Annotated in this window: 16 protein-coding genes; 7 read left to right on the top strand and 9 right to left on the bottom strand. The window is 55.0% G+C overall.

Annotated features, from left to right (window positions below):
* Positions 1-428 precede the first annotated feature (428 nt).
* The gene (locus NDO75_RS17960; protein ID WP_310907989.1) at positions 429-4,145 is read left to right on the top strand and encodes a hypothetical protein; all 3,717 of its coding nucleotides are present in this window, start codon (positions 429-431) and stop codon (positions 4,143-4,145) included.
* Positions 4,146-4,650: 505 nt separating this feature from the next.
* Here the strand turns inward: NDO75_RS17960 and NDO75_RS17955 are convergent.
* From NDO75_RS17955 to NDO75_RS17930, 6 genes are all read right to left on the bottom strand, one after another.
* Positions 4,651-5,895 carry a tyrosine-type recombinase/integrase gene (locus NDO75_RS17955; protein WP_310907988.1) on the bottom strand — a complete coding sequence of 415 codons (1,245 nt, stop codon included), beginning with the start codon at positions 5,893-5,895 and terminating at the stop codon, positions 4,651-4,653.
* Positions 5,896-6,941: 1,046 nt separating this feature from the next.
* On the bottom strand, positions 6,942-7,610 hold the full coding sequence (locus NDO75_RS17950) for a DUF483 domain-containing protein (RefSeq protein ID WP_310907987.1): 669 nt from the start codon (positions 7,608-7,610) through the stop codon (positions 6,942-6,944).
* A 294-nt stretch (positions 7,611-7,904) separates the two neighbouring features.
* Entirely contained in the window at positions 7,905-8,387 is a 483-nt protein-coding gene (locus NDO75_RS17945) for a hypothetical protein (protein WP_310907986.1), read from the bottom strand.
* Between the two features lie 409 nt (positions 8,388-8,796).
* A complete protein-coding gene (locus NDO75_RS17940) occupies positions 8,797-9,060 on the bottom strand; it encodes a hypothetical protein (protein ID WP_310907985.1) in 264 nt (87 codons plus the stop codon).
* Positions 9,061-9,084: 24 nt separating this feature from the next.
* Positions 9,085-10,521: an ATPase domain-containing protein gene (locus tag NDO75_RS17935; protein ID WP_310907984.1), complete on the bottom strand. Its 1,437-nt coding sequence runs from the start codon at positions 10,519-10,521 to the stop codon at positions 9,085-9,087.
* 99 nt (positions 10,522-10,620) lie between these two features.
* A complete protein-coding gene (locus NDO75_RS17930; RefSeq protein ID WP_310907983.1) occupies positions 10,621-10,935 on the bottom strand; it encodes a HalOD1 output domain-containing protein in 315 nt (104 codons plus the stop codon).
* 128 nt (positions 10,936-11,063) lie between these two features.
* Between NDO75_RS17930 and NDO75_RS17925 the strand changes: the two genes are divergently transcribed.
* Positions 11,064-11,345, top strand: a complete 282-nt coding sequence (locus NDO75_RS17925) for a helix-turn-helix transcriptional regulator (RefSeq protein ID WP_310907982.1) — start codon at positions 11,064-11,066, stop codon at positions 11,343-11,345.
* A gap of 298 nt (positions 11,346-11,643) precedes the next feature.
* A complete protein-coding gene (locus NDO75_RS17920; RefSeq protein ID WP_310907981.1) occupies positions 11,644-12,120 on the top strand; it encodes a response regulator in 477 nt (158 codons plus the stop codon).
* 148 nt (positions 12,121-12,268) lie between these two features.
* Here the strand turns inward: NDO75_RS17920 and NDO75_RS17915 are convergent, their stop codons facing one another.
* Positions 12,269-12,700 carry a response regulator gene (locus NDO75_RS17915; RefSeq protein ID WP_310907980.1) on the bottom strand — a complete coding sequence of 144 codons (432 nt, stop codon included), beginning with the start codon at positions 12,698-12,700 and terminating at the stop codon, positions 12,269-12,271.
* A gap of 525 nt (positions 12,701-13,225) precedes the next feature.
* Complete coding sequence (locus NDO75_RS17910; RefSeq protein ID WP_310907979.1) at positions 13,226-14,047, bottom strand: winged helix-turn-helix domain-containing protein; 822 nt, start codon at positions 14,045-14,047, stop codon at positions 13,226-13,228.
* Positions 14,048-14,201: 154 nt separating this feature from the next.
* On the opposite strand from NDO75_RS17910, the gene NDO75_RS17905 reads away from it, so the two are divergent.
* Entirely contained in the window at positions 14,202-15,554 is a 1,353-nt protein-coding gene (locus NDO75_RS17905) for an FAD-dependent monooxygenase (protein ID WP_310907978.1), read from the top strand.
* A 17-nt stretch (positions 15,555-15,571) separates the two neighbouring features.
* Here NDO75_RS17905 and NDO75_RS17900 read toward each other — a convergent pair whose 3' ends face one another.
* The gene (locus NDO75_RS17900; protein WP_310907977.1) at positions 15,572-16,372 is read right to left on the bottom strand and encodes a transcriptional regulator; all 801 of its coding nucleotides are present in this window, start codon (positions 16,370-16,372) and stop codon (positions 15,572-15,574) included.
* Positions 16,373-16,535: 163 nt separating this feature from the next.
* Here NDO75_RS17900 and NDO75_RS17895 point away from each other — a divergent pair, with 163 nt between their 5' ends.
* The 3 genes from NDO75_RS17895 (at position 16,536) to NDO75_RS17885 (ending at position 18,791) form a co-directional block, all read left to right on the top strand.
* Positions 16,536-17,003: an ester cyclase gene (locus tag NDO75_RS17895; RefSeq protein ID WP_310907976.1), complete on the top strand. Its 468-nt coding sequence runs from the start codon at positions 16,536-16,538 to the stop codon at positions 17,001-17,003.
* A gap of 182 nt (positions 17,004-17,185) precedes the next feature.
* Complete coding sequence (locus tag NDO75_RS17890; RefSeq protein ID WP_310907975.1) at positions 17,186-17,605, top strand: ester cyclase; 420 nt, start codon at positions 17,186-17,188, stop codon at positions 17,603-17,605.
* Positions 17,606-17,957: 352 nt separating this feature from the next.
* On the top strand, positions 17,958-18,791 hold the full coding sequence (locus NDO75_RS17885; protein ID WP_310907974.1) for an alpha/beta hydrolase: 834 nt from the start codon (positions 17,958-17,960) through the stop codon (positions 18,789-18,791).
* The last annotated feature ends 442 nt before the right edge of the window (positions 18,792-19,233 follow it).

The following is a 19,233-nucleotide window of genomic DNA, read 5'->3' as shown; positions in this document are numbered from 1 at the left end:
CAACCCAGTAGAGTTCTTTTTGGGTTTTATAACGACCTGAGGCCAGTCAGTACCGGTCCTACCTCTGCACGGACATCCAATCTATATTGACTGAGAGTTATCCTGCACTTCTCTTTGCAGAATTATGCATATAAACATCATTTGTTACAGAGATATACATGGATGACCGACCGCATGGGGCAGAATCACAAGAGCAGCTTTCAGGAGCACTGCAGACGAGAAAACAAGATCTCGACCAGACAACACTGACACCGTGCCAAGCAACGGAACTGGGCCGACGGGTATCACATCAGAACAGTAAACAGTATAACAGTTCTCCGGCTACTATCCGAAGGCCGAAAATGCGTAGATTACCCTAACCGGTGAAGCGGGGTTCTTTGTACGCCACTGCTGGAACTTATATAAAACATCTCTCACCATACCGTGTTATGTTTCCCCGAGCAAGCACCTATGCGAAGGTGGGTCTTGTTCTCGTAGCGGTTATCGGACTTCTCGCTGCTGGTGCGAGCTGGAGTGTTGTCCAGCCGGAACAGGACGGTGTCAGCCATCTAAACGTAAGTTCCCTCCAAAGCTACGTCCCTGCCGACTTTCTTCAGGTTTCGGGCGACACGATAGAAGGTACTCTGAACATGGACTCAAATCTTCTTACAGGAATAAGTGACTTGAGGCAGGCGTCGGGCGTTTCTACTACTGCAATTCAGAACGATGCGGCAACAGATATTGCACGGTTTAAGGATGGAGGGAACGTCGAAATCCCGAACGGTAACGTTTCCACAAATGGATCCGTCATCATTGATGATAAGACCGGGGACGGCTGGACAGAAGGCCTTTGGTTCACGTCAAGTGGGAACGGTGATATTGGTGGTGTTTACGGCGAGTACGATGAGGCAGGTACTGGACAGATTTACGGCTGGATTGCAGCTGACTCTAGCAGTGTTGATTCAGAGAATGGGCACTATGCATGGCGTGCTTATGACAATGGCAACTTCGTAATCCCGAACGGTAACATTGAGATTTCTGAAAGTAGTAACGTGGATTCTTCACTGTCTAAGGACTCTTCAGCGACTATAATCGGAGATGAAATTTCTAGTAGAACTGATAATTCTGTTCAGGAACTTCTAACGCTTCATCAGCCTAACACTCAGGACGCGTCAAAAGGTTCTACGTTTGGTGTGGGCCTTTCATTTTATGAAAATTCTGGATCAAACTATCCAAGAACCCGTGTAGACTTCAGGACGACAGGACGGTCAACGGATGACTCAGATACTAACCTTCGCGTTATGTCTTTGAAAGATACCGGTGATGTCGTGATCCCGAACGGCCAACTGGAGGCTGCAGATATCATATCAAACGCCTCATATCCGACCATCAGCATAGTCCATAAGGGCCTTTCCGGTGATCAGGGTAGCTGGTACTGGGGTGTTCCCGGTGGTAGTTGGGGAGATACCAGTACAGGGAATCTCTATCTTTACAGTATGCAAAATGATGCGCACCAAATAGTCTTCAAAAATAACGGTGATGTTGATATTCCGAATGGCAATCTAGTGATGGGGGGTGCAAGAGCTATTCAGGAGAGCACTACTAATGCACAGATCAATTTCTTAAATACTGAAAACGGGAAGTATGGTATAAATACGCCGGGAGGCGGCAGTGGCGCATGGACATTCTGGGACTCTGCAAACGGCCAAGACATTGCAATATTCAACGAAGGAGGTGATGTTAATATCCCGAACGGTGATTTGAATGTAAGCAACGGGAAAGTAACGTTGGGCGGTGCGGATAACCGGTACAGGTTAAACGTAGATAAAAATATCCAGGTAGGAGATACCAATGGACAAGGATTCCGGGCAGGACGTCCAATGGGGGTTTTTGAGAACGACTGGTTGTCGTCGTATGCTGGACTGAATATTGGGTATTATAACTCGACGCACTGGAAGATTGACGGCGATGGATCAAACGCCGGTGCAGGGATGATGGCGTCTTCGATCAGTGGTGGAGATATCCGGTTCTACACGTGGGCAACAACTGGTCCGGGGGAAGACCGATTCATTGATAATGATGATCTATCAAATCGGGAAGCTATCCGAATACTGCCCGGTGGTCATCTAGATGTTCGTGGAGACGACATTAGACAGGTGGACGCGTTACAAGATGGTACCGGAACAGATACAATCCGGTTTGATGGCAACGACAACGTCGAAGTCCCGAACGGTGAACTGACCATCAATAGTGATAGTACCGGAACGGCTACAACCGTGAACCAGGCCGGGATAGGAGACTTGTTTGAAATACAGAATGGTGGGACAACGGTGCTGGACGTGCAGAACGGAAACTCGTTTGGTGGGCGGGAGGCCGTACTCCGGGCGTTCGACGACAGTCAGTCCTCCACGTCAACGACGACAGTGGATGCGACGGACAACGTCGGTAAGTATGCATCGGTCGCAGTTGGGTCGGACGGGTTAGCCCGGATCGCCTACATTGACGTGACGAACAGCAACCTGATGTTCGCCCGATGTAAAAACACAGACTGCACGGATACCACGATCACAACGGTGGACACGGGGGGGAGTGGCCCTGTTCTGGAATCTGGGACAGATATCGTTCTAGACGGTGATGATAACGCATACATCTCCTACGTTGGAGAAAACGATGGAGAAAACGAGGAATACATGAAACTGGCGGAATGTACAAATGAAGACTGTACTACCAATAACCGCCAGTTTGTAGAGGCTGTAGGCATTGGTAACGGTGAAGCCGATACAGCAGTCGATCTTGCGCCGAACGGGAATCCCCGGATGGCCGTAAACGATCAAGGAGGCCAAGAGAGTCTTGTATACGTGAAGTGTACGAACGCGGACTGCTCATCAAATACGAAGACGACAGTTGACGCAGATACGGCTAACTCCTTGAACGTGGCGATGGCCGTGAACGGCAGCGATCACGCACACCTGGCCTACCTGGACGAATCCCCCGCTGATCACCAGTTCAACTATGTCGAATGTACCGCCGATGACTGTTCCTCATCAAACATCCAGGCACTGATAACGGCGGATGATGCGGCAGCCGGCATGGCACTCACCCTGAATGGGAGCAGCCGCGCCCGGATCAGTTATCTCGATGAGGCGAACAGCGACCTTGAGTATATCCGGTGTGACAGCAGTGACTGTTCCAGTAATAGCGGCATTCAGACGATTGAAACCAGTGTCGGTGCAGGCGGCTATACGGATATCGTGTTGACATCTGGTGGCCTGCCACGGATCAGCTATCAGCATGGAGGGAACGGTGAACTAACCTTGGCGGAGTGTTCGAGCGACAGCTGTGGGAGTCCGACATTGACCGATATCGATACCACCGGAACGACCGGCCTGTACACGGGGATTGGTCGGGATTCAGGCGATGTCGTCATGATTGCGTACTATCGGAGTGATACAGGAGATCTGAAGTTTGCAAAGGTGACGGCGGCGGCCGGCGGTGGCGGTGTATTCATGCGGTTACAGGGAGAGCCGACACAGAACAACGCAGTACTCCGACTTGGTCCCCGTCAGAAGGTAGGGTCAACGAAGACGTACCTGGCAGCAAACCCCTCCTCCGCACCCGGGAACTTTCTGGACTTTCAGGTGGGTGATACCTCACAGTTCTCCGTCGACGGTTCCGGCAATCTGGATATGAATGGAAACGATATCAACAATGTTGGTACCTGCAGTGGCTGTGACTTGGCGGAGACGATGGATGCGGAGGATCGGTTCGAGAACGGGTCGATCGTTGCGGTCAGTGATACGGAGAACAACACGGTCCAGTTAAGCAACGAGGCGTACGATACGGACGTAGTTGGTGCCGTATCCACCAGCCCGGTCATCAACATGGGAGGCAGTGACGGCGGGATCAACTTCGGGGATGCAACACGGAAAAACCTGAGTACCGGCGATGCAGAGGTTCCTGTCGGACTGGCAGGGGTTGTTCCGGTGAAGGTGAACGACCAGAACGGTGCAATTCAGCGCGGTGATCCGATCGTGGCCTCAGACACGCCCGGTGAAGGGATGCGTGGCGACCCGGATGATGCAGCGTTCTCATCACTGGCTATCATCGGGAAAACCATGGAGCCGCTGCACGGGTCCTCCGGCGTGATCACTGTACTGGTATCGTAGACACGCTGTACTGATCCGGACCAGCAGGCGGTCAGTGATACGGTGTATGCTGGGGACTACGGTGCGACATCGGTCGGGCAGAGCACGCCGTCCTACTACTATGCCACGGCAGTTGGACCATGGGCCCCGGCAGACGGCTAGTATGGTACAGCCCTCGGGTACAACATGCAGGCAGCCGCTGAAGGAACTGTTGCCATTGGGTACAATGCGTCAGTGATCCTTACGGCTACGTACAAACTTCCGGTACTCCCGCGCCTTCTCCTGGTACAGTGGTGGCAACCGCTCAATCCGGTCGTCTGACCAGGATGCGATATCGGCCAGCAGTTCCGCGGCTTCAGCCAGGTCACGTGAACGCCTTTGTGCCATGTGCGTAGAAGAGCAAACTGACAGTCACGTAGCTGTGGTATCACCGGCCTTCGGATGGATCTCCAAGCTGCCGTGGACAGAAAAAGAAAGGAGGGGATGCGGACCCCCTCTCCCCAGTCTGGGACGATCCTCCGTGCTGTTACTGTTTGGCCAGCCGCTCGAGTTCGTCCAGCTTGTCCAGAACGCCTTGTTCCTCGAGTTCTTTCAACCGTTCCAACGTCTGCAGGTCATCCTCGCGGTCCATCTGCTGTTCGAGTGAAAGGGGGCGGCCGCACCGCCGGCATTCGCTGTGCGATGCCTGGTTGGTCGCGTTGCAGAACGGGCACTCCGCTTGTTGCCGTGTATCCCCGTCGCCGGTGAGGCCATATTCGTCGCGGATTGCCTGGTTGACGTCATCGTTGGTGAGGTGGACGTATACTTTGGCACGGTCGCTGCCCGGTTTCCAGCCAGCGAACTTGTTCAGTTGCTCATAGCCCATGAACGTCGCCACCTCCGTCAGCCGGGTGTGCCGCAAGTTGTAGGGCCGCCGCTTGTTCTCCGGAATCTCCGCCCGGCTGCAGGCCTGCTGGAACCGGCGGTAGAAGCCGCCGTAGTTCAGCCGGTCAGCCTGGTCCGGCGTGTAGTCGCATGCCTCGTCGTGGTTGTGCGGGATCGCGCCGCAGTGGACGCATGCCTGTTGCTCGGTCTTCACCCAGAGTGGGGCGGTCGGATCGGCAATGTCTCCGAGTTCGCCGCCGAGCGGGTGCTGTGCCAGCCATTCCCGGAGTGTACGGCCGGCACGGACCAGCTGGTTGGTGCGGTCGGGCGTGTCCTTCACCCCGGTGAGATGGATGAAGTCGCCGCCGCCCGTGGCGGTGAAGTCCCCGATATTGCGTAACAGGATTTCGCCGGGCCGGGCTGCGGACTCGTACAGGGTCATGACGAGTGCCCGGTCACGGGTGCTGGTAACGCCCTGGAACAGCTGTTTGAGTTCGTCGTCCGTGAACAGGTCGTCCCGTGTGACGGTGGTATCGGGCTTGCCGACGGCGAAAAACTTCGTCTTCGCTGGCTCCTCATGCCCGCCGTTTTCAACCTTGTAGAACTTCTTGACCGCGCTCCGGAACGTGTGCTTGGTCGATTTCGCGTAGTCGCTCCGGTTCAAGGCGGCGATCATCTGCTTCAGGTCCGCTTCCGACGCGTTCGGCAGGTGAAAGTCGTCGGGGGCGACCTTCAGCACGAGGTTCTTCAACGCGGACGCCAGCCGGGCCTGCCGGACCTCGCTGATCCCCTCGGCTGCACAGTGATCGATGAACGTTCGGATCGCCTGAACATCATCTGGATGGAGCTTGGTTTCAGACAGGTTTGTAAGTGTTCGGTCAACATCAACGTACTGCGTGGATGACATACCGGTGGGTCACCTGGCAAGGTTCAGAAGGTGTGGGGAGACACCGCGGTTCGGCTGGTGATCGAACCACCTGGTTCGGATGCCAGGGCTTTCAACGGTCGGTACAGAGCCCACTCGGGGCTTAAAAACAACCGTAGAGAGCCTGTGCTTGACATCCGGTTCCCCACACCTTCCTTCGCATGGGTTTCAACAGAAACGGGGGACCCCATTCTTAAATCACTGTGTGGCACTACCACATTCATAGATCCTGTTACCGACTGTACGGCCACCAGACCACCACGGCTCGAGTAGGTCCAGTAACAGAAGACTCGTATCACCGAAGTAATAATATTTACCACGGACCGACTCACAGGCCGCGAATCCCCCGGTTTAACTCACTACAAGCGGCCGGTACTCCACTTAAAGCAGTGATGCACACAGGGGGCCAGATACAATCTCTTTCGCCTCCACACGCTCATACTCCTCACCAGCTTCATCTTCGTCCTCGTCGCCACTCTCCGCTACCCACCGGGCTCATCCCAGGTCCTGCTCGCAGCCGTATTCCTTACTGCCACCAGCTACCTCGCCGCCCAGATATCGACGACGCCTGACGCCCACAGCTACTACCGCGTCCATTCACTCTTTCACAGTCCCACCAGCAACGATGCGTCAGAACCAGCCGATGACGACCTCGAGCGGGATGAGAACCGCTGCACCAACTATCTCCCCCATCTCGTCGCTTTCGGGAGCTTGGGGGCCATCCTCCTCAATGCCGCAACCACTCATCTCCCCCTCTAACCGGTCGAATAACCGAATATGGGCTCGTTCTAGGCAGCGGGCGACCGGTTTCAGGCAGATCTCCAACAAAGTTCCTCAGAACAGTAGTGGAGAAATCCGGGCTTCTGAGAGCTAGCACGCTGCGACCATAGCGATATTCACGGATCACGGGTCACCCATCCCTATCTGATGTGAGTTTCCTCTACTGCAATTTCCAGCCATAGAATAATAGCCGTGACACGATCTTAATCGACGATCTAGTGGAACTATCGTTTGCTCTCCGTGGCTAATCAGCCACCTTTGTTCCCCAGCCCTCTATCTGCGAGTCGCTCGGTGCTTAATTCCTCAAAGTATGAAAAAGCCTCCTGGTAGTGATCGTCGAAAAACGTCAAATAGTCCTCAGACATTGTCAGAGAGCGTTCACAATCGAAGGAACAAGGATAATGCGAGAGGTCCGGCAGGATTGTAAGCAGTCGAGCATCCGTCTCCGCGACCTCATGTTCGGTGAGGTATGCTGTGACAGCATCGAGATAGTCACCGTCTTGTTCTAGATAGTCCGGTGTGGCGGTGCAAAATTCGGTCACACAACATTCCGGATATCCTTCAAACTCGCCCAACGTCCGACAATCACTGGCATCCTCAAGTTTCTCATCGTATTTCTGGACCCAGTCCTGCGTTGCGCCAACAAAGAACCCGATGAGTGTAATCTCTCCGCTGCCATACGTGTCTCCAACCGGCTGCGTGACTTCCCGGGTGAAAAAGGGTGTCTCCAGCTTTAGTAAGATGTCCGTCAATGCTCCCGCACCTTGCGATGCCCCGCCCAATTGCACCGTTTCGTCTGGACCAATATCGTAAACCAGATGCCCATCTTTTTGCCCGGAAGCGACAAGCGCCAATTTATACGGATCCTGGGGATCGATAAACTCTGTGCCGTGGAAAAGAGTGGATATATCTTCCATCGGTTCCCCTTGAGTCTGGTACATGATTTCTTAAATATCTAGCAAGGAGGTTCATTCCCTTGGGGCCGTCGGCCACAGCCACCTAGCTTTGGCGGACATTCTGCTAATACCTCCGGGAAACACAGGTTACAGCCAATGCCCTGACATCGGATATTATCGAAACTCCAGCCGCACTCCATGCACTGATCGGTATTAAACTCCAACCGATGTGCTTGGAACGAGTACCTTGCCAGTACTGCTTGGTGTGTGTTACACGCCGGACAGACCACATCGAATGATTCCCGCCATGGCGGGTTACTCATCTCTCCTCACAGGCCTTCGCCCATACTCCTCGGTTTGTTTCACTACTTTGTAAAGGTTCCACATGGACCGAGATTTATTCCACACAAGCCCGACTATTATCGTGCTAGCTACTACATAAATACCTAGAAGTGGCATGCCAGCCAGGAACTCTGCTGCTAGTTGTGTAGCGGACAATACCATCAGTGCAAATGCGGCGAGATAGAACGTTCCTGCACAATAATATACGCCCAACCGCTGTGTTCGCTCTGAGAAGAAATACGCTGCCAGAAACAGAAACACAGCACTTCCTAACGGAGTCAGTATTAACTGCTTGGACGGAATTATGCTCTCCGGCAGCGCAACAAAGGATATAAACGCTGCAAACGTTGCCAGTAAAAAGTCCCGCGCCCGGTTATTCAGATCATCTACCTTACTCTGTCTGAGGGATCCATGAGTAAGAACTTTCCAAACCACCCTTAGTCTAGAATCTCCCATCTCTTAGCCTCTTCTCGTTGCAAACTAGCATATTATCAGATATAATTTCTTCCCACAATCCGCCCATCCCTTTTGATGCACATTCTTTGGCATTCCTCGCCCTCCGTTTTCACATCCCCGCTTGAAGCATCGGAAGTGCCCACTAACACCGTGTTTAATCATAGCATCCGCACTCCTGCTCTAGTGCGGCCTTATGCCTCTCTCCGCAAGATCAGAGAACGCGGTGCAGCGCCGGACTGCCGACCGGATCGTCTGCTCAACTGAGTCTTATCGACTAGTCCCACCGTCGCTGAAACATTCCGGAGATACCCGGCAACGGCCTTTGGATCCCGGTAGTTGAAGTAGTCCACCGAGTCGGTGGACAGTGACCTGACGCGGCTCGGTGACGGCGATACAGGCTGTACTGCTCTTAGAGATTAAAGGCGTCGCGGATGATCTCTTTGTACCCTGCCGGGATACCGACGTGTTTCTCCACGTGGTCTCCGCAGGCGGTGACAACCGTCGGGGTAGCGATAACCCCGTCTTCTTTTGCCTGCTCCGGGTTTTCAGCGATATCGACGGTTCTGACCGTGATACCGTGGTCGTTACAGAACTCGATGCAGTCGCGGTGCCGATCCCGGAATGCGGGTTGTGCTAGGCTAGAATAGTATAAAGTAACAATTTTCTCCGCCATTACTACACTATTGTTGATGCTGTATTAAGAGGGATAGGGGAAACGGGTTGTGATCTCCTCGCTTTCTATCACGTTCTTGACCTCCATCCCGTTCTCGGTGATCACGTATCGTTTCAGTCGGTGGTCATGGTCGCTTCGCCGCATCTTCCACACTGTCATAGTCCGTTCGATGGTGCTGTCCACGGTAACCGTGTTGAGCAGGATAATGTTATCCGCGAAACTGGAGACGGAGCCAGCGGTCAGTGACCGGACACCGATCAACGCATCGTGGGCGGAGGTCAGAAGCGTGGTAACGGCGTGCGTCCGCAGATTGAGTACCAGGTCATGGACCGTCTGCCCGAAGTCGGCCGGGTCTCCCAGCACGTGCCGCAGCGATGTGAGTGAGTCAACGGCGATCCGGTCGATAGCGTGGTCCTCCACCATGCCGGTGATGCGGGAAATCAGTTCTGGCGGATGATACGTACGTGGAGAGACACAGCACCAGTGGACCTCATCCACGTCCGCGAGATCAAACCGGGCGGCGGTGCTGATCAAGTGATCTTTGCTCTCCTCGAAGTTCACGATCAGGCAGTTCTCCCCTGCTTCTCGCCCTTCATGCACGAAGTGGAGTGTAGACAGGGTTTTCCCGGTGCCAGAGGCCCCGGTGATCAGTGTCGTGCTTCGCTCATAGACTCCGCCGTTCATCATCTCGTCAATCCCGGCAACACCGATGCTGACACGGGTGTCTGCCGTGTCATAGGCGAGATCATCGTTGTCGACGTGGAAGTTGAGCCCGGTCTCGTTGATATGGAACGTGACCACGCGAGAATCGAAGTTGTGCCCCCGCATCTTGACGATGCGAAACAGCCGTTGGGTGCTGCCCCGCACCGGTTCCTGTTGCAGGTGGATGATACCGTCGGCGATGAACTCTTCAACGTCGAACTGGCTGTACCCGTCATCAGGTGCCTCCGAGGTCATGATCGCGGTCACGTCATGGGTGTCGAGCATCGTCCCGAGTTCAAAGACAAACGTGCGGATGAGGTGCTGGTTGTTAATCGCCTGCGCAATCCCCGTGATGGAGTCGAGCACTAACCGGTCGGGCTCCTCCGCGGTAACAACCTGTTCAATCGCGTCAAGGAACTCGTCCAGTGTCTCTTCGTCCCAGTCGTCCTCCGAAATATCCAGGATATCATAGGTCGACCGAAGATCGATGAACCGGATGTTGCTGACTGCTTGACCGATGGTATCGGTGATCGACAGTGTCTGTAGATTGGCCGCTATCTCGGTCACGGGTTCGGTCAGTGCCATGTAGAGACAGTTCTGATCGTGGTGTTCTGTGCCCTGCACCAGCCATTCTAACGAGAGCAGTGTTTTTCCGGTGCCGGACGACCCGGCGAGAAGGATTGTGTGCTGTTCCGGGATACCGCCGTTGAGTATATTATCGAGTGCCGGAATACCGGTTTCTTGTAGCTTCTTTGCCATTCCATCACCACCTGTCTATTCCCCTACCACATTTAAAACGCAAAGTGTTCGACAGTCGAATCGCGTAACTAGGATCAGTGCCGGAAAGCGGTCGTGGAGTTACGCGTCGACCGTCGTCTGGACCTGGACCATGCCGCTGCCACGGACGACAACGTCGTATCCGGCGTACTGGAACGACACTTTGTCGACAGCAGGTTCGGAGCGGGACGTGAATACGTTGTTCAGCGCATCCGGGTTGATCGCCTCATAGAGCGGTGGTAACTCAACCATATCCAGCTTAGAGACTTCAGACACTGCGGAGATCACTGCATAGACCGGCGTATTCTCGGTATCGTGTTCCCATTCGGCAGTCGTAGATAGCGTCAGTTCCGTTGAATCGTCATCCGTACTGACTGGTGTGCCCATCTCTCCCATTGGATGCGCAACTGCACGGGTCCGCTACAAAAGGATTGTCAAACGCTGGAGGAATAGCCACGATTATTCATGTGTGACGCGGCCCTGTCATCATTATTCTTATGTTGCTGACCACCATGAGGGCTGATATGTACGACCTGACCGGCTTCCAGCGCGACCTCCTCTACGTCACCACAGGACTGGAGGACCCGCACGGCCTCGCGATCAAGGACGAACTCGAGGACTACTATGAGAAGGAGATCCATCACGGCCGACTCTATCCGAACCTGGACACGCTCGTTGACAAGGGGCTTCTCGAGAAAAATGCGGCGGATCAGCGGACAAACGTGTACTCGGTTACCCGGCGCGGAACGCGGGAGATCGAGGCACGGCGCGACTGGGAAGCCCAGTACGTCGCCGATCTTCTCTGAACCCCGTGCGGTGAGCTACACAGACCTGGTCTAGTGCATAAGCGCGTTCGTCACAGAGACGGTCATGTGAAGCTGTTGGAACATTCGGTGTGTGACAGGAACAGGGTGGTGACTATTGAGAATGAGCTCAGCACCATGATGTCGTTCGTTTCACGATCGATCCACTGAACCAGCAGCTTCCGTAGATATGCGTACTGCCTGCCTCAATCTCGAACAACGACGTTGAAATATCGATAACGAGTCAGAAGTGAGGAACAAAGGCCGAGTTGCTTATAACCGCACGCCAGCAGATTCTCGCATGGACAGTCGCCCCTCATGTCCCCCTGAGGCGCAAATCCTACTGGTCGAGGACAATCCCGGCGACGTACGCCTCGTCGAAGAAACCTTCCGCGCCGGGAACATCACTAACCGCCTTCACACCGTTACTGACGGCCAAGCGGCGCTCGACTTCATTCACCGCCGAGACGAATACGCGGATGCACCCCGACCAGATATTATCTTGTTAGACCTGAAGTTGCCGCAAGTAGACGGTGAAGACGTTCTGCATCAAATCAAACATCACCCGGCACTCGAACACGTTCCCGTCGTTATTCTGTCGGGGATGAACGCAGACATCGTTGAATCACGCGACCTCGATCACGATGCAGACGAAGACGCGGTCATCCAAAAGCCAGTCGATCCCAGCGAGTTTCTCGAAGTGGTCAGAGAATTTGACAATTTCCGCGTGTCTGCTCCCCGTACTGCTGCGGAGAAGACGGTCGTACGGACTCACTGAGTGGTGGTCGGTGCATCGTGAGTGCTAATTTGGGCGTACCCGAGTTCTCCCGGAACACGGCCGAGCAGGCCCACTCACGCAATCACCGCTCGCTATCGGGCGCTCATTCCCAGCACGCTTCTCATTAGATTGGCTGATTCTCAGTCACTCACGGACAGGGCGGCAACCGAACTCGCTCGATCCAAAATTCCTCCACGGACCGTACTAACTCGATAAACTCCTCAGGACTGGTAGGCTTCGTCAGGTACGCATTCGCCTGTTCCTCGTAACATACAGCCATGTCCTCTCTCGCCGTCGAACTGGTCAGTACAAGCACTGGAAGACGCTGTAATTTGGCGTCACCGCGAATCTCCTGTAACACCTCCAATCCATCTTTCCGCGGCAAATTCAGATCCAACAACACAAAATCAGGGAAGGGAGACGCCTCATCCATCAAGAAATCTATAGCCTCAACACCATCTATGGCAGTATGTATGGTCGCGTCGAAGTCTGCATCCCGAAAGGCCTCGTGAACGAGTCGAACATCCCCTGGGTTGTCCTCCACAAGAAGAATCTCAGTAGTCGAATGATCTTTAGTCACAATAGTGAATGATGCTCCGTTCCGTGGTTAGCAGTACTTTCAGTGTTATAGCTCTTTGCTGTTAAACCTGCTTGCAAACCCCTTTGGGAGGAGAGACGGTGGAAGGGGAAGGATTGTGCCTCTTGGAAGGAGGCAAGCGGCAAATGGGAAGCATCGGTAATTGGTGTTGGCTCTGTTGATTTACTCCGTCGGCCATCAATCTTATTCCACCCCCAGGAGAATCTACATACTGGCGAGGGGGAAGGATCAAACGGAGACCCCCCGACTGATCCACTCCGAGACAGACCTCGCCGCTTCCGAGATCGCCGCAACGCAGGTCAATAGCCATATTGTCACATGCGCTCTCGGACCCATTGACACACCATCTGCGGGATGGACGCCGACCCCCTGTCGGCGTTTTTTGAGAACACGATGAGGGTTCACCTCCCGATTAGGTAGTCGCACAAATTCGGTGGTCGGAACCACTATCGAAAAGCGTGCCACATAGTGAATGACGATCTCTCACGCCGTGTGATTAACTGGCATTCACCGGTCCTCAACGGGCCGAACTACAGTGAGTCGCTCCGCATCTTCTTGATACATATCGATCATGCGTTCGGCCCAAGCGAAGACTTCCTCATTGAGGACCTCTATATATTCAAGTCCCTCCAGTTGCTGTTTCGCCAGAAACACGGTCTCATCCAGGATGAACAGGTTACACGGGATTTGGCCGTCGTAGAGGTAGAGGTCGGCGCCAGCATCGAGGTACTGCTGCCATCGATCCTGTCGTTCGACATCCGTACAGAGGTAGGAGATGACACCAGGGGTGACGACGTGCTCCGTAGAGAGGGGTCCCTCCAGGACTCCGTCATGCAGTACTTTCTCGAATCCCAGTGTCGGGGCGATATTGGTCAGGTTCCGGAATTCGGTGGTGTCACGGAGTTGCTCGGTTGCGTACGTGTCCGGTGCCACCGCCTCGTTCTGTTCAGGACCCACGATGATCGCGTCCTGAAAGTGGTGCAGTCCGATCGTCAGCTTTTCGCGGGGAAGCCAGCGCACCGCTGAATCGAGGGCTTGTATCGCTTGGATCGCACCGACGTATCGGTCTGTTTCAGCGGCCAGTAGCTCACCGACTGGTGTTGCCACGTACGTCCCGTCGATTGTTCGCTCGGCCCATCCACGATCAACCAACTCGGTCACAATCCGTCGGAGCGTTGATCGTGGGACGTCCGTTTCCTCCGCCAGTTCACGTGGCTCGTATTGGTGTTGGGTCAGCACGTGAAGGATTCTCAGTCGATTTTCCGACCGAGAGAGATACGCCATCTCCTCCAACACCCCGTCTGGAAGCGGGTCGGCGTCACTGAACATAGTCTCAGTCCCATGCTAGTGAGTATCAATGTTCGCACCGTGGGCGGATGGCCAACCCGTGGAACGATGCTCAGCGAGTAACTGGATAGTCTTCCCTGTTCGAGTATTTGGCGAGGCCCAGAGGTGATCCCTCTGGATACGAGGGAGTCACGCTATGACGCTTGCAACCATTCCACGGTACGATCCCGATCGCGTCGCGACCGTCGGGGACCACGCGGTTGTTGTCGGGGCGAGTATGGCCGGGCTGAGTGCGGCTCGAGTACTTGCCGACGGATTCGAGCGGGTAACGATCGTCGAACAGGATCCACTCCCGGACGAGCCAGTCGCCCGAAACGGAGTCCCCCAAGCTCGCCACGTGCATCTCCTCCTGGAGGCCGGGCGGGCGACGTTGGAAGACCTCTTTCCAGGCTACTGTGAAGACCTCCTCTCGGCTGGTGGGCTGGTGATCGACGGCCTCAGCGATATCATCCATTACGAGGAAGGTGACTACCTCGCCGACGGACCCTGCCGCATGCCGATCCACTTCGCCACCCGCCCCTTGTTCGAGCAGATACTTCGCCGGCGAGTGGCCCGTCTCGACGCTATCACCCTCCGGCCGGATTGCCAGTTCGTCAAGTATATCGTCGCCGAGGAGGCACCAACCGTCGGCGGCGTGGTCGTCCGAGAGAAGGGGACGGAGCAGGAGCGGCTCACTGCCGACCTCGTCGTAGATGCCACCGGTCGGACGTCGCGAACGCCGACATGGCTCGAGAACCACGGGTATTCCAGGCCCCCAGTCGACGAGGTGCGTATCGATGTCGCATATAGTACGGCCACAGTTGAACGCCCTGCGACCGATCGGCGAAACATCTTCGTTCCGCCTTCTCCACCGCGTACGCGGGGCGGAGCGGCGTTTCCGATTGAGGACGGCCGCTGGCTGGTAACGCTCTTTGGCGTCCATGGCGACCGGCCTCCAACGGACGTCAACGAGTTCAAATCGTTCGCGGCAAGCCTCCCTACGCCGGACTTGGAGCACATCCTCGAGAGCTGTCCGTGGGTCACTGAGGACATTTCTCACTATCCGTTTCCCTCCAATATTTGGCGCCATTACGAAGAACTCGATCGGGTCCCTGAGGGCCTAATCGTGACCGGGGATGCGATCTGTAGCTTCAACCCGCTGTACGGCCAGGGGATGTCGGTAGCGGCGTTAGAATCGTTAGTCCTGCACCACGAGTTGGCATCGACGGCTCTGGAGACACTTCCAAAGCGCTTTTTCGACCGAACTGACTCAGTTATTGCACCTGCGTGGATGACGGCTGTCGGATCTGACTTCGAGTTCCCACAGACGACTGGCCCAAAGCCTCGTGGGACAGCCCTCATCAACCGATACATGTCTCGGCTGTTTCGGAAGGCGCAGTCTGATGGCCAGTTACGGGAGCTGTTCTATCGAGTTCTCATGATGGAGGAGCCACCGGAGTCACTCTTCCACCCTACCGTGGTTTGGCGCGTACTCAAGCCACGGTTCTGAACGCACGCACCGCCGGATCACGTCGTAGGCAACGTTGCTGGGTCAAGCAACTCGGCACCGGTCCGATACTCTTCATATAGCGATTCGGCCCACGACATCACGGCTCGCTCTTCGGTTACCACCACGCCTCGAACCACCACTTCATCCGCATGGTGCTCCCCTAACCAGATCATCACGGCTTCATCGACGATATGCATACTGATTGGAACGTCTCCGGTGTATCGCCAGACGTCCCCTCTCTCTGCTGGCGCACGCCAGTGTGAGACCACCTCTGGTTTCCCGACAAGAGTATCAAAAAAACTGGCTTGCATAACGGCTTCACAATCCAGTTGTCCCGCGAGAGCTTGCTCGTTAATGAGTGCCGTCAGTCGGGGGACACCGGTCCATGCAAGTGTACGTATCTCAGTCGTAGCCCGGATCCGTTCGGCCACGTAATCAAACGGTTCAGTCGGATTCGACGGTGTCCCCGTTATGAGATCGGCGTCAGCGAAATAGCGGTAATCGAGTGAATGAGCAGGCGGTGGAAGCCACTCAATCGCCTCGCCAAGGTGTTGCACTCCCTCTACTGTCCGGAGACAGGCACGAACTTCCTCGAGCATGATCCGTCCCTCGTCCGTGAGTTCATATTGGCTGCCCTCAGAGTCGATCCAGCCCCGTGATTCACCGTCATTGAGAATACGCGTGACGGTTGATCGCGAGGCACCTGTTTGCTCCGCGAGGCCACTATTTGTGGGTATCCCGGTGGAGAGTGCTTCGAATACGCGGACGCTGTTTGCCGAATTTGCGAAGAACTGAAGCGCTTCCAGTGCAGACTCCATGATGATTGTTGCCGTTTCCCACTCCTACGACTGGTTCACATCTAAGAGTTGTCCCTGTCGGTGGACCAACCAAGAGATCACACCGGTTTCACCGGCCACCTATCTCCCGCCAGTTCAGCGGGCTGCTAATGGTTTCGGGGGGTGAGCAAATGCCCACGGAGTAATGCTAACCACGCACGTCACGGAGAAGAACCTGGTGAGCTACCCAATGGCGGAAACCACCACCTCCGAGCTTGAATCGCTCATGAGTGACTACACCGCATTGTGGAACGGTGATTTCTCGAAACTGGACGCGGTTGCCGAGTCAGTCGATGTGTATCATCACGCCGCACCAGATGGTGAGATTCACGGCCGTGAGGCGTTGGAAGCGTTCATCCGCGAGTTCCATTCAGGATTCCCGGACTTCAACATCACCGTCGACGAGTGGATCAGCAGTAACGGTATCGTCATGAAGGAATGGACAATGACTGGAACACATGAAGGGGAATTCACTGGTATTCCCCCGACCGGGCACGAGATTGAGTCCACAGGGATGGCGAAGATCCTGGTTGCAGACGGGAAAGTGCAAGAAGACCGTCTCTACTACAACCCCCAAGTAACGATTGAACAGCTTGGTCTCATAGATGACTGAGCGGCGCTATTTGATCGGGTGCTTCGTTGTGTGAATCGCTACGGTCGGATTTTATTTTCGTTCCTTCATCTGAATCTAGCGGACACTCCGAGTGATACACGGATCGTTCAAGACCGAGTATGAATTCCCAAGGCATTGTATTACGGTACCATATCCCGTGATAGAGAATGGAGGGGGAGACAATGGCAGAAACGACAGTAGACGCAAAAGAGCTCGTGAACGAGTACGCTGAAATCTGGAACAACCAAGAAGTCTCACGGTTCTCGACTGTTGTTGCTGAACCGTTTACGTTTACGTCCCCGACCGGTGGCACGGTCGAGGGTCGTGCGAACTTCGAGGCCTATGCTCGAGAAATCGCGGATGCATTTCCGGACTTCCAGATAACTGTCCATGAACTACTTGCAGACGAAGATTTGGTGATGGCAGAGAGTACACTGTCGGGTACTCACGAGGGAGCACTCGACGGGGTCCCACCGACGCATGAAACGTTCGAGGTGCGAGATATGGCACGGTTCACCATCAAAGACGGCAAACTGCAGGAAGAGCGTGTGTTTTTCGACCAGCAGGACTTCCTCAGCCAACTCGGACTTCTTAACGAGTAACTCCAGTTCTTCTTTTTCCGCTATATTGAAGCGAGCAGCAAGTACAGGAGGGGCTAGTGATCAGGGAGGACTTCGCCTCTCCGGATGTTGCCAGGATCAATCTCCTGCCGATAGAGACACTATGCCGCACATAGCACCCAAATTCACTTCGGCTTTCAGGACCTGTTCAAACAACTCGGCCTCACCGGCCAGGGATCCTCTTTCCCGCGACGCAGAGATGAATGCAACCCATCTAATCAGTGATACATGGTAACAGCTACCGTGATAGAGGACGTACAGGGGGGTAGCGCTCACAGCGCAGACACGCTGGGATCGGGATACGTTGTGTGAGACGCAGGGAGGGAGAAGCCACATGGCTAAAACAACAGGGTCGGATGATGAAAAAGAGGTAGTGACAGTAACGTCCGCAGATGGGACTGAAATTGCGTACGAGCAGTCGGGAAGTGGTCCGCCGCTCGTACTCGTCCACGGAGCTATCTTTGATCGTGCGATATGGGAACTCGGTGATGTCCGTTCTACGTTCGCGGAACAGACCACGGTCTACGCCATGGACCGACGGAATCACGGCGACAGCGAGTCCTCTGACGCGATCAGTCCGGAAGCACAGTTTGCCGACGTGGTCGCGGTCGTCGAGTCGATCGACGGCCCGGTACACCTGCTTGGTCATTCCGCAGGAGCCAACTTTGCATTGGGGGCGGCCCCGCGAACCGACAATCTACGTAGCTTAATCCTGCATGAGCCCTTCGGCCCATCTGAAGAGCGTGTAGCCGGCATCGAAGAGACGATCGCAGAGATGCTGGCGTTGTTAGACGCGGGGCAGAACGAGCAGGCGCTCGCACTGTTCCTTGACGATGTCGCTCAATTTGCGTCGGATGAACTTGATGAGATTCGCTCGGCGCCGATCTGGGACGCGCATGTGGAGACGTTCCCGCACACCCTCCTGCCCCTGTTAGAAGCGGGTGGGGAGTACGAGTGGGATCTCACACCGTTCGCAGACCTATCCACGCCGACGTTACTGCCCGTCGGGAGTGAGAGCGGGCACCTCAAAGATATGAACGAAGGACTTCACGACACGTTGCCGAACAGTCGACTTGCTACCTTCGAGGGACACGGACATGCGGCGCATCTCGTCGCACCAGACCGCTACACCGACGAGGTGCTGTCCTTCATCAGCGCAGCAGACTGAGCGGTGACTTCACCTACACCGCCCCCGTAGTGCATTCAAGTCTGCCAAAAAGTGAGGCACTTTTTAAGAGACGGCTGATTACCCGATTACAGCTCTGGCACCTACGTGACCTCTGCTGAGCGATCTCCGCTTCTCCCAGGTCAAGCCGGGTTTTGTACCGCATTCGCGCTGTGTACGCTGTATACCACTGAAATATATCACCGTCTGAGTATTCCAACAGATCCGGTTACTTGGCGTCCGATACCCCGCTGGGACCGACCCACCGCTCACACCACGAGCTCGGGATACCAATACCGATGCGACTCACCCCCGCCGGGTACGGCTGGCCCGGTCTCACCGATATCGTCCAGATATTGGCCAGGTATCTGGAATTGGAACCACTGTCTGCCGTGTCTGGAAGAAGTTGGGCGGTTTGTGGTGGCCTGTGACTACTACGGTCAGG

Origin of the sequence: Natrinema sp. 1APR25-10V2 (assembly GCF_031626495.1) — an archaeon.
GTDB lineage: Archaea > Halobacteriota > Halobacteria > Halobacteriales > Natrialbaceae > Natrinema.
Note: the sequence above shows the minus strand (reverse complement) of the source record. Positions and strands in the feature narration are given on the sequence as shown.